We start from the raw sequence: 13340 nt of genomic DNA, 5'->3' as shown, positions 1-13340 counted from the left end.
GGAATTTTCTCGGTTGGTCCTCACTCAATTTGCCCAGGGAGGATAGTTCTTTCCCGTGGCTGACATGATGCCCTTGATTGTTTTATTGTTTTTTTCTTTTAACGTAATAGAGGGCTGCGAAAATGAAAAGCAGCAGCACCAAAATTATTTTCGCTTCATCTGAAGCATTCAATGCTTGTTTCACCGAGTAGGCTTCAAGCAGGAGGGCGGGCAGCTTTCCAATCGATGTGGCGATGAAGAAAATCAGGAGGCTCGTCTTACTCAATGCTGCAGCAAGGTTAATCACGCCCGAAGGAATGAAAGGAAGGAGCCTAAGCAAGAGGATCATCCCAAAGGCAGGGGATCCTTGTGAGTTTTGCAGCCTCATGATCCAACGGTTTTTCATGAATTTTGGTTGAATTGCTTGAATGCCTTTCCGATATAATAAAAAGCTCACTGCCGCTCCTATGGTCTCCCCTAAATAAGAAACGATCAAGCCCCCTTGGAATCCAAACACTGTGATATTGGCTGCAGTGATGAAAACGCTGGGTATAAAACCAAGCACGCTAATCAGAATGTTCAAGACTATACTGACAACAATGGACAAGTGACCGCTTGATGCTATTGCCTCGGAAATGAAATGCATGTAGATCAAGACGAACTCCATTTATATCCGACGCCCCAAACCGTTTTCAAATGCATATCCACCGGAAAACCGGCATGGCGCAGTTTCTCCCTAATATTTCGAATGTGGGAATCGATCGTCCGATCTTCCGTGTCCGAGCCGAAACCCCAGATGGCTGAAAGCAGGTGATTTCTGGAATACACTTGAGCAGGTGATTTTAAAAACAAGCATAGCAAGGAAAATTCTTTCGGCGTAAATGAAATGGCCTTGGATTGATAATGCACTTCATAAGCGGATTCATTTAATTGTAATCCTTTAAAGAACACGCCGTCGATTTCGCGATTTTGCACCCGTCGCGACACAGCTTCGATTCTGGCCAATAGAACATCTCCATTAAAAGGCTTCGTTATATAGTCATCGGCACCATTTTTTAACCCTTTCACCATTTCCTCCGCTGCATCCCGTGCGGTGAGCATGATGATCGGAATGGCAGAAAAGGACCGAATCCGTTTACAGGCTTCCCATCCATCCATTTCAGGCATCATTACATCAAGAATGACGATGTCAGCGTGGTTATGCTTCAAGAACAGTAGTGCTTCATGTGCGGAGTCCTTCTTTATGCATGTATAGCCGTGAGGAGCAAGATACAACTCTATCAGATCCATCATCCTTTTTTCATCATCTACCAGAACTGCAGTCTTCATTTAATTATCTCCTTTGAATTTGATCGTGAAGCACGTGCCTTGGCCCAAGGTGCTTGTAACTGAAATGGCTCCTCCTTGAATCTCCACTAATTGTTTGACGATGGAGAGTCCCAAACCGAATCCGCCGGTATCTCGTGCGCGTGATTTCTCGACACGGTATAAACGGTCAAAGATATGCGGGATGTCTTCATCTGGGATACCCATCCCTTGATCAATGATGGAAATGGAGATACTATCAGGCAATCTTTTTGCTTTGATGGCAGAGACGGTATTTTCATTCGAGTATTTCAAGGCATTATCCAGCAGGTTAAGCATGATTTGCTCGAACCTTGCGGGATCCAAATTGATGATTAGATCTTCCTCGCAATCGAGCTGCAACTGCATCTTTTTATTCGTAAAGGCTGGCAGCACCTTTTCACGAATCGATTGCAGGTATGAAGAAAGACGGATGGTTTGTTTTGAAATGGTATAGGTATGCAAATCCATTTTAGCCATATTGAACAGTTCATCCAATAATCTGTTTAACCGTTGTGATTCATCATGGATGATTTCCAAATATGACGTTATTTCAGAAGAAGAATCCAGGTCTTTTCTACGGGCAATATCAGCATAGCCTTTAATATAAGTGAGAGGAGTGCGCAATTCATGGGAAATGCTCGCCAAGAATTCATTTCGTTCCTTTTTTAAATAATTCAATTCATTAGCCAAGCTTTGTATTGATTGGGCAAGTTCGCCAAGTTCATCATGTGATCGAATCGGTACAATTACCGAGAAGTTCCCTTCGCTTAATTTAGTGGTCGCCTCTTTCATGGCGATTAGTGGTCTGGTCAGGGCTTTTGATAAGAAATAGATGATGATCAGCATGAAGAAAAGAAGCAATACTGTCGCAAAAAGGAAGTGCTTATTCAACTGGTCGATTAATTCTTCTACATCACCTGTATTTTTGAACATATAAACATAGCCTTCCTGTTCATTTTTACTGTTGAAGGGTGTTACAGTAGCGATATATGGTTCATTCTTCCAGGTTGATTGGATAATCAAGCCGTTCCGTGAAATTTGAGGGAGATTCTTACGTAAGATTGCTTTCATCGCTGCATTTACCATTTCCGAAGTCTCCAGAATATCGCCTGTTGAGTTCGTTATCACGACATCTGTATCTGTATGGGATTCCATCAGGCCGATATGCTCAAGGGTTCCCTTGGAATATGACAGCTCCAATACATCACGATGACTGTTGCCCCGCGATTTTAATGATTCCAATTCTTGATTGATACGGGATTGGATGACGTGATTATGCAAGTAAAGCATCGAAACCGTTTCCAGTAGCAAAATGCTTAAAAATATATAGAGTCCTAGCTTCAATGAAATTTTCAAGTTATTCACCTTCTATTAAAGTCATTATAGCTGAAAAATATGCAGGAATTATGTAGGTTCGCCACATTCCTTCCATTTACTAAACATAATCTGAAAGAAGCTAGGAAACAAGCAGGACTGCGATATTTTTATAGCAGCTTAATCTGCCATAATCCGGTTCGAGAGTAAAAGGGAAGGAATGATAGGTTTCCATATTTTGTCGTTACAAAATTTGTTGCATGAAGGAAACATTTTGTCACCAGTGAATATAATGTAAAAAAGGAGCTGAATTGTATGAATTGTACAAACCGTACCCAAAAAAAAATAATGGCGTATTCGGCTTTATTCAAAAAAATCGGCATTATCAACGAGGAAGAATACAAAACGATTGCCAAGACCTTTCAAGCAAAGGATTGAGGAATAGAGTATGGACGCTTGTCCCGCCTTAAGCAGGCTGTTAACCCCGCTTTTCCATTCTCGATGAGGGGGAGCAGCCTATTTTCACTTACAACTAAGGATAAATATGGTATTGTGTAGGTATTCCGATACATTAGTTTGAAAGCGAAAGTTCGGTAAAGGAGAATTTCAGTAGGTATGCTTAATTTTGAGAAATATAGTCATGCACCATCTTTAATTGTTACGGCGTCCGGTTACATACTGATTGGGATAGTGTTTGTCAGTATTTATAGGAAAAAAACGGATTCACCTAAGATTTGGAAGGCTTTTGTCGCCACAATTATTGGGTCGTTTGCTTTTCATTTCACTATTAATCTAGCGGGTAAGGACATCAGCATACCAATATTTCCAATCGGTGTGGCCCTCCTCTCATTGTTTTTGGGAATGCGAGGGAACCTTGCCAGGTGGCAGCAATTCCGCCGATTTGCCTGGTTCGGATTTTTAGCGAATCTCATTTTTTTCGCGTTTTTACTTTTAGCCATACCTCTTGATGGAATCATGTATCCGAAGGATGTACCGTCTACATACATGATGAATGTTAAAAAGGCAACATTGATAGCGACCCACCCGAACGCGAAAGAATTAACCTTAAATCAAGCAAAGCTTGAAAAAATGCTGGATACGATGACTCAAAAAAGGCTTGATAGTGAATCTTGGTATTACCGAATTCTTGAAGCGGACGGGCACAAGGAGAAATTTCCCTATGTGTTGGCCGGAACGGTTCCTGCGAAGGGAGGCGGACTTAAGGTCATCATCTTCATTGAAGAAGATGGAAAGGGAGTACTGATTACACCTAATAAAGGGCGTCAGGTTTACTTCAGGCTTAAGGAATCGATTTTTAACGGTGGTGTTGCGGATAATGGGTAGAAAAACAAAAAAGTTCATTTTATTGGCTCCGGTATTATTGATTATAGGAATTCTTTCTTTTATTAATTTTCCAAAAGACCCTGACCCTTTCCCTTCGGATGAGCAAGTCATCGAACGGATTACCTCATTTTTTTCCGAGATTCGGCCAAAGATCATTCAAGACCGAATCTTTTTGGATGATAGGCATGTATTTGTCCCTTTTATTAGTGAAGATGATGGATATGGAATGAGCTTTTGGGTATGGAAGAATAATGAATGGATTGCAGCTTCCGTAAGTGGAGGCGGTCAGCCTATGGTTTGGAATGGAGGGGAAGAAGCAGTAATCATGTGGAATTTAAATCCTAAAGATGAAGTTGGTGAAATCAGCATTTTTGTAAAGAAGGAAAGGGATTTCATGGTGTCAGGGGAATTGGCGACCTATCAACCAAGAATGGGAATGATGCACCGCATTCCGCTTGAAGGCAAAATGTACGGAGCCGAATCGTTTCCTGATCATTGGCAGGAGCTTATAAAACAATATGGGGAAATACAGTCAAGCGATGGACAGAATGAATTTTTGGGACTGGAAGGTGGGCTTCAGGTGGTCGCCAGTTTTCATGATGCCAAGGGGAAAGAAACATTTCCTCACATCTCCTTTACCGGTAATAGCTATTCCACAGGAGATGAATTTGTCGAGGCTGTTATCCAGGTGCATGAGAATGAACTGGAAGGGAAGTATTGAAAGCAAACCTCTGGAGCGTTGAAGCGTACGGATTGTGTCGAAACTATTATTCTTATATAGTTAAGAGATAGTTTTGTAGAAGGAGTTGCGAGTGGTGCGTATATCATGAATTCAATTGTATTGGCGATCATCATTTTTCTTGTCACGTTGGTATTGGTCATTTGGCAGCCCAAGGGTCTTGGAATAGGATGGAGTGCCTGCGGCGGGGCAATCATCGCATTGTTATTCAATGTGGTTTCTTTTCAGGATGTAAGTGATGTGACGCAAATCGTCTGGAATGCGACATTGACATTTGTCGCTTTGATCATCATTTCGTTGATATTGGACGAAGTGGGTTTCTTTGAATGGGCAGCGCTCCATATGGCCCGTCTTGCTGACGGCCGGGGTGTCCGTTTATTTGTTTTGGTATTGGTATTGGGAGCAATAACCGCAGCGTTTTTTGCCAATGACGGAGCGGCCCTGATCCTGACCCCAATCGTGCTTGCGATGGTCCGCGCATTGAACTTTGAAGACAAATTGGTGCTGCCGTTCATAATGGCAAGTGGATTTATCGCAGATACGACTTCCTTGCCCTTGGTGATAAGCAATTTAGTGAATATTGTTTCGGCAGATTTTTTTGGGATTGGTTTTGGCGAATATGCCAGCAGGATGATCATTCCTACCTTAATCAGTTTAGGTGCAAGCATCTTGGTCCTGTACTTATTTTTTAAGCAGCAGATCCCTATTACATATGTTGCAGAGCATGTAAAGAAGCCTGCAGAAGCGGTCAACGACCCAAAACTGTTCAAGATTTCATGGCTGATCCTTGCGATTTTGCTTTTTGGATATTTCGTTAGTGAATTCATCGGCATTCCTGTATCCTTCATTGCAGGCGCAATTGCGCTTTTCCTGATAGTACTGGCAAGGAAAAGTCCTATAGTGGATGTGAAACATGTAATGAAAGGGGCACCGTGGGATATCGTTTTCTTTTCGATTGGGATGTATGTAGTCGTGTACGGATTGAAAAATGTCGGCTTGACCAGCTTGTTGGCTGATGTCATTCAGGCGACGGCGGATCAGGGATTATTTGCGGCTGCGATCATCATGGGGTTCATTGCAGCGGTTCTTTCTTCCTTCATGAACAATCTTCCAACGGTCATGATTGATGCCTTGGCGATTGCCGAGGTACAAACAACCGTGCCGATTAAAGAGGCTCTGATTTATGCGAATGTGATCGGCTCTGATTTAGGACCGAAAATCACACCGATAGGGTCCTTGGCCACGCTGCTTTGGCTGCATGTATTGAAGGGGAAAGGTATCAAGATCACCTGGGGGTACTATTTCAAGGTCGGGTTCATCCTGACCGTTCCTACATTATTGATTACATTGATCGGGCTTTATTTTTGGCTCCGGATCATACATTAAAAACACGACGGACGGAAAATTGAAAAGGACATATAAGTTTCCTTTATAGGTTTACTGAAGACAATGATGGTTTCAAGGCATGCAGTTGTTATCGAGGTCATAATGTAGAAAAACCCCACTTGATGTTGGGGTTTTTTATATTATAAGTTGGGAATGATCAGGCCGCCGTAGGCAAATGCAAGGATGATTACGAATGCGGGATGTATTTTGAATTTACCCAAAGCCAAGAAGGCCAAGGCGGCGATGATGATCGAATGGATGTAACCGATCGAACCGACGGCATCTGCGGCCATGCTCCAGGTAAGCAATAACATCATGATCGCGATTACGGGCTGTACCAGCAAAGACATTCCTTTTACGATCGGTGAATGCTTGAATTTGCGAAGGATTTTCAATAAAAAAATCAAGGCTACAGCTGAAGGGATGATGGTGCCGGCCAAGGCAGCTATAAAACCTGGCCAGCCATACACATCATATCCGACATAAGCGGCAATTTTTGTGGCAATTGGGCCTGGAAGAGAATTTCCCAGTGCGAGCATTTGTGAGAATTCGGCATTATCGAGCCAGCCGTAACGGTTTACGATTTGATCATACATTAATGGGATGGAGGCGGGCCCTCCTCCATAACCAAGCAGATTGGCAATGAAGAACGCAAGAAAAACAGCAGCCCCAATTGGGATGATGAAGCCCATCATGCTGACCCCTCCTTCCTTTCTGCCCTTTTGTTTTTCAGTTTTTCTTTTAATTTAAAGTGGAATGCACCATATAAAAGGAAAATCATGATCACGATTCCTGGGTGGAGGGATACAGTCTGGAGCAATATAAAGGAAATGGCAAAAAAGGTGATGCCGAGCACCGTTCCTAAACCTTTTATCGCCTTTTCGCCAAACTCATAAGCCATTTGTCCAAGCATGACGGCGACAACTGGCATGACAGCAGCAATCATATTGCCGACGATTGCTGAATTGCTTAATACATTAATGAATCCAATCAAGAAAACCATTGCAAGGCATGAGGGCAAAACGTGGGCGGCCACACTCAATAAGGCTCCCGGCCACCCCCTTACTTGATAACCAAGGTATGCTGCCATCTTGGTGGCGATCGGTCCCGGGAGCGTATTGGCAATCGCTAGCGTGTCACCAAATTCCTCATCATCGAGCCATTGATATCGGGAAACGGCTTCGTGACGGATGAGCGGGATGACAGATGGTCCGCCGCCAAAACCTAATATCCCCGTCCGCAACATTCCAACCGTTAATTCAGAATAAGGACTTTTCAAAGCGTTTCCTCCTTAAGAACTTAGCCTTGTTTTCCAATAATATGAACTAATGATAACAAAAACCCCTTTCGTATAGTACAAGAAATATTGATAAATATGAATATATATAAGTCGTCGTAGGGGAAAAGTAATGGAATTGCCAGAACCATAATGTCCATATCGTGAAACATTAAGTCAAGTAGGGTGAGAGAGAATGCTTTATAAGCTAACAAGCGGACACAGTCCATTAACCTCCTTAAGGAAAAAGGGGTAAGATTCAGAAAAATGAAAATATGTATTTGACCTCTGTTTAGTGTGTTATGTATTATGTATACATAACCTAGGTATGGTCATGCTGACTCCAATTGTAAACACTTTTCAAAAGGACGGATTAATATGGCAGGGATTCAATTAAAACCGATCGAAAGGGAAAGAACAACACAGGATAAAGTTTATCAACAAATCAAAAAAGCAATTTTATTTGGCGGTATAACCAGTGATGAAATAGTTACTGAAGTTCAATTAGCGGAAAGGCTGACTACTTCAAGAACGCCTGTAAGGGCGGCCATTCAAGATTTGGTGAAGGAAGGATTGCTCGTTTCCATTCCAAGGAAGGGCCTAACGGTTAGGAAGATTACACCCGGAGAACAGGACGAAATCTTTTTGCTAAGAAGTGCCATTGAACTTGATTCGGTGAAAAAACTTACTAGAGAAATTACCTCACCCATTCAGCTGAATCCACTTAAATTAATCCTGAAGCAGCAGGAAGATGCATGGCAAAATGATGATGCCATGCATTTCATCAAGCTAGATCTTGAGTTTCATCTATCGCTGACAAGACTGGCGAAGTTCACAATAATGGAGCAGGTCTTGAACAATCTCCACAACCTTACGCAGCTCATGGGGTTAAAAGCAGTAAGCAAGAATGGAAGAATGACAAATGTTTTAAAGGAACACCATCAGATTATCAAGGCATTAGAGGAGAAAAATTCCGAACTGGCTTCACGAGCGGTTTTAAACCACTTATCGAAAACAAAAGAAACATTGATCATTGTTGATCATTCCTGATTTGCCATCAAATGCTTGAGTGTGATAGAGGGGGATATAACAATTAGCTCATTGTGCATTTATAATTGTTCTCAGGTCAAGGGTAAATAAGTTTATAGAGCAGCCATTCAACTCCCACTGGTGAAGGAACTAATATAAAGCAAAGGATGTTGGAGAAATGAAAATCGCATCAATACAATTGGAGATTAAGGATAATGAATCAAAAAATGATCGCATGAATCGGGTCGAGTCAATGATTGATGGCTTAAAAGGACAAGATTTAATAGTTTTGCCAGAAACGTGGGCAACGGGGTACTTTTCTTTTAATCGATATATCGAGGAATCGGAAGAAATGGATGGGAATTTTGTACGGAAATTCTCCTCAAAGGCAAAAGAAGTCAATTCATATATATTTGCAGGCAGTTTCATAGAAAAAAATAATGGGAAATACTACAACACCAGCGTCTTGTTTGCTCCTGATGGAACACTAATAGGAACCTACCGAAAAATGCATTTATTCCAATATGGCTCTAAAGAGGGGCAAATATTGACAAGAGGAAATGAAACGACTGTTGTCGATACTGAATTCGGGAAAATGGGATTATCAACTTGCTATGATTTGAGATTTCCTGAATTGTATCGCGCAGAAGTGGATTTAGGGGCGGAACTGCTTCTGGTCACATCAGCTTGGCCGCATAGGAGACTGGAGCATTGGAAATTATTCAATTCAGTTCGGGCGTTGGAAAACCAGTGCTTCTTGATTTCAAGTAATTGTGTTGGAAATACCAATGATGTTCTTTTAGCCGGCCATAGCCAAGTGGTAGATCCTTGGGGAGTTGTTGTGGCTGCGGGAGGTGATGAAGAAACGATCATAAAAACAGAGATTGACATATCTCAGATTGCTAACATTCGAGAGGTATTTCCTAATTTGAAGCACCGTGTCATGGAGCGATAGGAGAAATTACGAAAAAAATTGGAAGTAAAACCAGAGCTGAAATTATTAAACCTGTGAGGCTGCTGCTTCAACCAGAAATATTCTGCAATTTTTCAGAGACCGCGGTGTCGATACATAGGCTCCCATATTACAAAAAGAACTGCTTCCAATACCATTTTCATCAAAAATGGTATGGCTACGTTCTTAAAAAGGATTAGGTCCGGTATTATTATCCGGGCTTAATCCTTTTAATTTTGCCTTGGGGAGAATTAAATATTTTTGTTCTTTTTTGGTCATGTGGGAGGGTTAGCAAAGAATGAATTGGGAGATAATGAAAGAAATAAGTTATTCTTAAATATTCAGAAAATTTTATTGACGAAGAAAAAACATTGTTATATATTATTAATAAGTTACATTAAATTGTTATATAACAGAAGGGGGGGTAAAGCTGATGAACGATCATGTTAAAGCCTATGAAAGTTATGTAAAGATTTGTGAAAGGCATGAAATCGAGTCGATAAACATCGACCTTTTCATTAAAAATTTAACCAAAGACCAGTTGGATGAATACAGTAAATTAGCTGTATAAAGGAAAGGGTGTGTTTGAGAAAGATGGATCTCCAGGTTGATGCAGAAGCAGAAGCAAGTTAGAAACCCCATCAGTTGCCATTGGGAACAGATGGGGTTTTGTTTGATAAGGGGCTTTTTTTTGATAGGCAAGGTTAACTGGATTCATAAAAATGATAGGGAGTAAGGGCAAGCTTTTTTTTATAACCGGCAAGGTCAAAACAACAAAAAACCAATCCTAAAGATAAGGATATAAAATTCAGAATTTTCTTGAAACATAGCCTAGCACATGTTAGAATTCATTTCAGGTAAGAATATTATTAATAAGGTAATCTTGGAGTTTGTTTGAAACCTTGTTCTTTAATAAGCAACCAATAATGATCATGAAAGACTGAAGCAAATCTTAATGGAAAATAAAATATACGGGGGTGGTAAAATTAAACGATTCCATTTGTAATAGCAAAAAAATCTCCTCTACAAATTCATTCAGTCCTAGCGTAATGTGTTCCATGTACCTAAGTGTATTATAAAACGACGGATTCTTACCTATCTACCTCAAAATTTTTAAAATCAGAACAATGATTAGTATACATTACGACATAGCCAATAATTGGTTTTAAAAACGTTTTTTTTGATGAATACAGGAAACAACGTTGCTTATTGAGAAACTTTTCGGTTTTTTCCTATCTATTTGCGAAGAAGGGAATGATTTTAAAGCGCTTCATCGTTATCGTGCTTGAAAAATCAGCACAAGTAAAAGTAAACACATTGTAAGTATGCATATGATCTGTTTTTGGTTGGTGGAATTGTAAGCGCTTCTATGAAAGTGATCAGTGATAATGTCCAATGCATTTGGCCTAAATATGAATCAATCAGGAGGTTTGTGATCAATGAACAAACAACTGCAGATGAATAAGAAATCTAAATGGAAAGTTCGTTATACTGTCTTATTTGTATTATGGCTATGTTGGCTGTTTTCTTTCCTTGATCGAATGGTTATCACAATTGCATTGCCATTTATAGGTGAAGATCTGGATTTAACGGCGACAGCTCAAGGATTACTGTTAAGTATTTTCTTTGCAGGTTATGCACTGTTTCAAATACCAGGCGGGATGTTATCAGATAAATTTGGCTTTCGTCGAGTGATGAGCATTGCGATAGTATGGTGGTCAATTTTCACATCATTGACTGGCTTAATGTTTTCTTATCCACTTCTGTTAATTATCCGATTCGTTTTCGGTTTAGGAGAGGCATGTTTACCAGGTGCGGCTTACAAAGGAATAGCAAATTACTTTCCTAGTAAGCAACGAGGGACGGCCACAGGAATTCAATCAACAGTTAATACGTTAGGGCCGGCTCTTGCTGTTATTGCTGCGGCAGCAATCATTGCGGCATTTGGATGGCGTACAGTGTTTATCGTGATGGGTATCCCAGGGATTATCATCGGTCTTTATATCTGGTTTACATTCAAAGATAATCCGAAAGATCATCCTAAAATGACGAAAGAAGAGCTTGCAGAATTAGAAGAAGACAGTGAGATAGACAAATCGAACGAAGAAAAGAAATCAGGAGTTTCCTTTAAGGAACTTTTAAAGAAACCTATTTTATGGCAAATGGCGCTTATTTGGTTCTTCTTTGATATTACTTTCTGGGGCTTTACTTCCTGGCTTCCATCTTATCTGATAAATGTAAGAGGACTTTCTTTAATGGATACTGGTATCTTCAGTGCCTTACCGTTTCTAGTTGGTACAGTCTCGATCATTTTTGGTGGTTATTTGTCAGATAAAGTCAAGGGGAAAAGAAAATGGGTGTTTATTCCTAATGCTGTAATTGGTGGTCTAGCATTATTATTGATGCTTCAAGCTTCTTCCACTGCCATGGTCATTATGTATCAATGTGTTGCGGCATTCTTCATGTTCTTGGCCCAAGGAGCATTCTGGGGTTTGGTTGTTGATACACTTCCCGCTAAAATAATGGCTGCAGGCTCATCCACTGTTAACTGTTTCGGATCAATTGCAGGATTCATCGCCCCTTTTTTAATGGGATATCTGATCGAAAGAAGCGGTGGTTCTTACAATTCATCTTTCATAGTAATGGTTGCAGCAATAATAGTAGCAGCAATTATTGCCCTGACGATCGGCAATAATACCAAAAAAGAAAATTCATTGATTTCAGAAACAATCGTGGAAGCTTAGCTTGCAACGCTAGCTGAAATTTATTTTCTTTTCCTTATGCTAGAAATGAAGTCTTTTATTAAAAATTGGGTAAGAAAGAGAAAAAAGTATTGTAATTTTCAGAAAAGTAATTAAAATAAAAGAAACGCTGTTGCTTATTGAGTAACTAAAAGGGTGTGAACGAACGAAATCATATATAAGGGAGTTTGAATGAATGAAAGTAGACTTTAAACCAAGCAATGTTAGTTCATTATCAAAGGTACTTGCAGTAGCTACGCAAAATCAATTTGCTGTCGGGGCGTTTACTCCTAGAGCTACAAAGATGATAACTCCTATACTTAGGGCGGCCCAAGAAAAGAAGTCTGCCGTTATTGTTCAAACTTCAGAGAGAGAGCAGGAACGTTACGGAATTAACTTAGCGGAGTTTAGCCGAGAGTTTTATCATGTGATCCAAGAGGAGAATATTACGATCCCTGCCGTGTTACATTTAGATCATACGAAGGATTTCAATGTAATTGCTGAAGCCATCGAAGTTGGTTTTACCTCCGTAATGATCGATGCGTCAGAGCAACCATTTAAGAAAAATATGGAGATAACCAAAAAGGTTGTCGAGTATGCACATTCAAGAGGCGTAACGGTTGAAGCTGAACTAGGCAAGATAGGGACCACCGACTTTATTGAAACTGATGTTGATGAAGAGCTATTCACGGAGCCTAAAGAAGCAAAGCAGTTTGTTGAAGAAACAGGCATTGATGCATTGGCGGTTTCTGTCGGAACTTCACATGGCGTTTATCTTGTTAAAAATCCTAGAATCGATATCGAACGATTAATAGAAATTCGTGCATGGACTTCTGTACCTTTAGTATTGCATGGCGGTTCGGGCACTCCTTCTGAAATGATCAGAAATGCAATTCAAATCCCTGATGGCGGAATTAGTAAAGTGAATATTGCAACGGATTTAGAACATACCATGATAAAAACTCTTAATCGAGAACATTATGTGACGGAAAAAGAGTGGTCGGACCTACCAACTGAAACAATAACTTTAGTCCAAAACGCAGTTAACAACGTGGTAAAAGAAAAAATTGAAACCTTCTTAATAAGTAGCAATAGCGCTTCTTACTATGTTTAAGAAGGAATATCATACTAACTTTGAACTATGCTCCTTTTTTAACTCACATAAGAGAAACCCTTTGACCACATAGTAGTTGGCTATACTCATTACCTTGAAATACCTTTTTTTGTAAAAAT

14 protein-coding genes are annotated in these 13340 nt (G+C 40.3%); 9 read left to right on the top strand and 5 right to left on the bottom strand.

All coding sequences use genetic code 11. The annotated features are described in order from the left end of the window. Nucleotides 1-82 precede the first annotated feature (82 nt). Genes QNI08_RS12685 through QNI08_RS12675 form a run of 3 tightly spaced genes read right to left on the bottom strand, consistent with a single transcriptional unit; the run spans nt 83 to nt 2682 of the window. The gene (locus QNI08_RS12685) at nt 83-646 is read right to left on the bottom strand and encodes a TVP38/TMEM64 family protein (protein WP_285767784.1); all 564 of its coding nucleotides are present in this window, start codon (nt 644-646) and stop codon (nt 83-85) included. Further along, nucleotides 631-1308, bottom strand: a complete 678-nt coding sequence (locus QNI08_RS12680; RefSeq protein ID WP_285767783.1) for a response regulator transcription factor — start codon at nt 1306-1308, stop codon at nt 631-633. Before QNI08_RS12680 ends, QNI08_RS12685 begins: the two co-directional genes overlap by 16 nt. Beyond that, nucleotides 1309-2682 (bottom strand): sensor histidine kinase, encoded by a 1374-nt coding sequence (locus QNI08_RS12675; protein ID WP_483313775.1) that lies wholly within the window; start codon nt 2680-2682, stop codon nt 1309-1311. A gap of 273 nt (nt 2683-2955) precedes the next feature. Between QNI08_RS12675 and QNI08_RS12670 the strand changes: the two genes are divergently transcribed. The 4 genes from QNI08_RS12670 (at nt 2956) to QNI08_RS12655 (ending at nt 6109) form a co-directional block, all read left to right on the top strand. After that, nucleotides 2956-3078, top strand: a complete 123-nt coding sequence (locus tag QNI08_RS12670) for a hypothetical protein (RefSeq protein ID WP_285767781.1) — start codon at nt 2956-2958, stop codon at nt 3076-3078. A gap of 177 nt (nt 3079-3255) precedes the next feature. Next, on the top strand, nt 3256-3984 hold the full coding sequence (locus tag QNI08_RS12665; protein WP_285767780.1) for a hypothetical protein: 729 nt from the start codon (nt 3256-3258) through the stop codon (nt 3982-3984). Then, complete coding sequence (locus tag QNI08_RS12660; protein WP_285767779.1) at nt 3977-4705, top strand: hypothetical protein; 729 nt, start codon at nt 3977-3979, stop codon at nt 4703-4705. The genes QNI08_RS12665 and QNI08_RS12660 overlap by 8 nt, the downstream gene beginning before the upstream one ends. Before the next feature lie 105 nt (nt 4706-4810). Beyond that, the gene (locus QNI08_RS12655) at nt 4811-6109 is read left to right on the top strand and encodes an arsenic transporter (RefSeq protein WP_285767778.1); all 1299 of its coding nucleotides are present in this window, start codon (nt 4811-4813) and stop codon (nt 6107-6109) included. Nucleotides 6110-6249: 140 nt separating this feature from the next. On the opposite strand, the gene chrA is transcribed toward QNI08_RS12655, so the two are convergent. Continuing rightward, entirely contained in the window at nt 6250-6804 is a 555-nt protein-coding gene (chrA, locus tag QNI08_RS12650) for a chromate efflux transporter ChrA (RefSeq protein WP_285767777.1), read from the bottom strand. Further along, entirely contained in the window at nt 6801-7388 is a 588-nt protein-coding gene (chrB, locus tag QNI08_RS12645) for a chromate efflux transporter ChrB (protein WP_285767776.1), read from the bottom strand. Before chrB ends, chrA begins: the two co-directional genes overlap by 4 nt. 375 nt (nt 7389-7763) lie before the next feature. On the opposite strand from chrB, the gene QNI08_RS12640 reads away from it, so the two are divergent. The 5 genes from QNI08_RS12640 to QNI08_RS12620 all read left to right on the top strand — a co-directional run bounded on the left by QNI08_RS12640 (nt 7764) and on the right by QNI08_RS12620 (nt 13221). Continuing rightward, nucleotides 7764-8435, top strand: a complete 672-nt coding sequence (locus QNI08_RS12640) for a GntR family transcriptional regulator (RefSeq protein ID WP_285767775.1) — start codon at nt 7764-7766, stop codon at nt 8433-8435. A 157-nt stretch (nt 8436-8592) separates the two neighbouring features. Beyond that, the gene (locus QNI08_RS12635; protein WP_285767774.1) at nt 8593-9369 is read left to right on the top strand and encodes a carbon-nitrogen family hydrolase; all 777 of its coding nucleotides are present in this window, start codon (nt 8593-8595) and stop codon (nt 9367-9369) included. A 430-nt stretch (nt 9370-9799) separates the two neighbouring features. Continuing rightward, a complete protein-coding gene (locus QNI08_RS12630; RefSeq protein WP_285767773.1) occupies nt 9800-9937 on the top strand; it encodes a hypothetical protein in 138 nt (45 codons plus the stop codon). Nucleotides 9938-10805: 868 nt separating this feature from the next. Then, complete coding sequence (locus QNI08_RS12625) at nt 10806-12110, top strand: MFS transporter (protein WP_285767772.1); 1305 nt, start codon at nt 10806-10808, stop codon at nt 12108-12110. Between the two features lie 193 nt (nt 12111-12303). Further along, nucleotides 12304-13221: a class II fructose-bisphosphate aldolase gene (locus QNI08_RS12620; RefSeq protein WP_285767771.1), complete on the top strand. Its 918-nt coding sequence runs from the start codon at nt 12304-12306 to the stop codon at nt 13219-13221. Nucleotides 13222-13340: the final 119 nt, after the last annotated feature.

This window comes from Peribacillus folii (assembly GCF_030271255.1).
Classification (GTDB): domain Bacteria; phylum Bacillota; class Bacilli; order Bacillales; family DSM-1321; genus Peribacillus.
This window is presented reverse-complemented; position numbering and strand designations above follow the sequence as displayed.

What these genes read in the sequence shown, in the direction of transcription:
- QNI08_RS12685 (WP_285767784.1), bottom strand. Translation starts at nt 646, where the DNA reads ATGGAGTTCGTCTTGATCTACATGCATTTCATTTCCGAGGCAATAGCA.
- QNI08_RS12680 (WP_285767783.1), bottom strand. Translation starts at nt 1,308, where the DNA reads ATGAAGACTGCAGTTCTGGTAGATGATGAAAAAAGGATGATGGATCTG.
- QNI08_RS12670 (WP_285767781.1), top strand. Translation starts at nt 2,956, where the DNA reads ATGAATTGTACAAACCGTACCCAAAAAAAAATAATGGCGTATTCGGCT.
- QNI08_RS12665 (WP_285767780.1), top strand. Translation starts at nt 3,256, where the DNA reads ATGCTTAATTTTGAGAAATATAGTCATGCACCATCTTTAATTGTTACG.
- QNI08_RS12660 (WP_285767779.1), top strand. Translation starts at nt 3,977, where the DNA reads ATGGGTAGAAAAACAAAAAAGTTCATTTTATTGGCTCCGGTATTATTG.
- QNI08_RS12655 (WP_285767778.1), top strand. Translation starts at nt 4,811, where the DNA reads ATGAATTCAATTGTATTGGCGATCATCATTTTTCTTGTCACGTTGGTA.
- chrA (WP_285767777.1), bottom strand. Translation starts at nt 6,804, where the DNA reads ATGATGGGCTTCATCATCCCAATTGGGGCTGCTGTTTTTCTTGCGTTC.
- QNI08_RS12640 (WP_285767775.1), top strand. Translation starts at nt 7,764, where the DNA reads ATGGCAGGGATTCAATTAAAACCGATCGAAAGGGAAAGAACAACACAG.
- QNI08_RS12635 (WP_285767774.1), top strand. Translation starts at nt 8,593, where the DNA reads ATGAAAATCGCATCAATACAATTGGAGATTAAGGATAATGAATCAAAA.
- QNI08_RS12630 (WP_285767773.1), top strand. Translation starts at nt 9,800, where the DNA reads ATGAACGATCATGTTAAAGCCTATGAAAGTTATGTAAAGATTTGTGAA.
- QNI08_RS12625 (WP_285767772.1), top strand. Translation starts at nt 10,806, where the DNA reads ATGAACAAACAACTGCAGATGAATAAGAAATCTAAATGGAAAGTTCGT.
- QNI08_RS12620 (WP_285767771.1), top strand. Translation starts at nt 12,304, where the DNA reads ATGAAAGTAGACTTTAAACCAAGCAATGTTAGTTCATTATCAAAGGTA.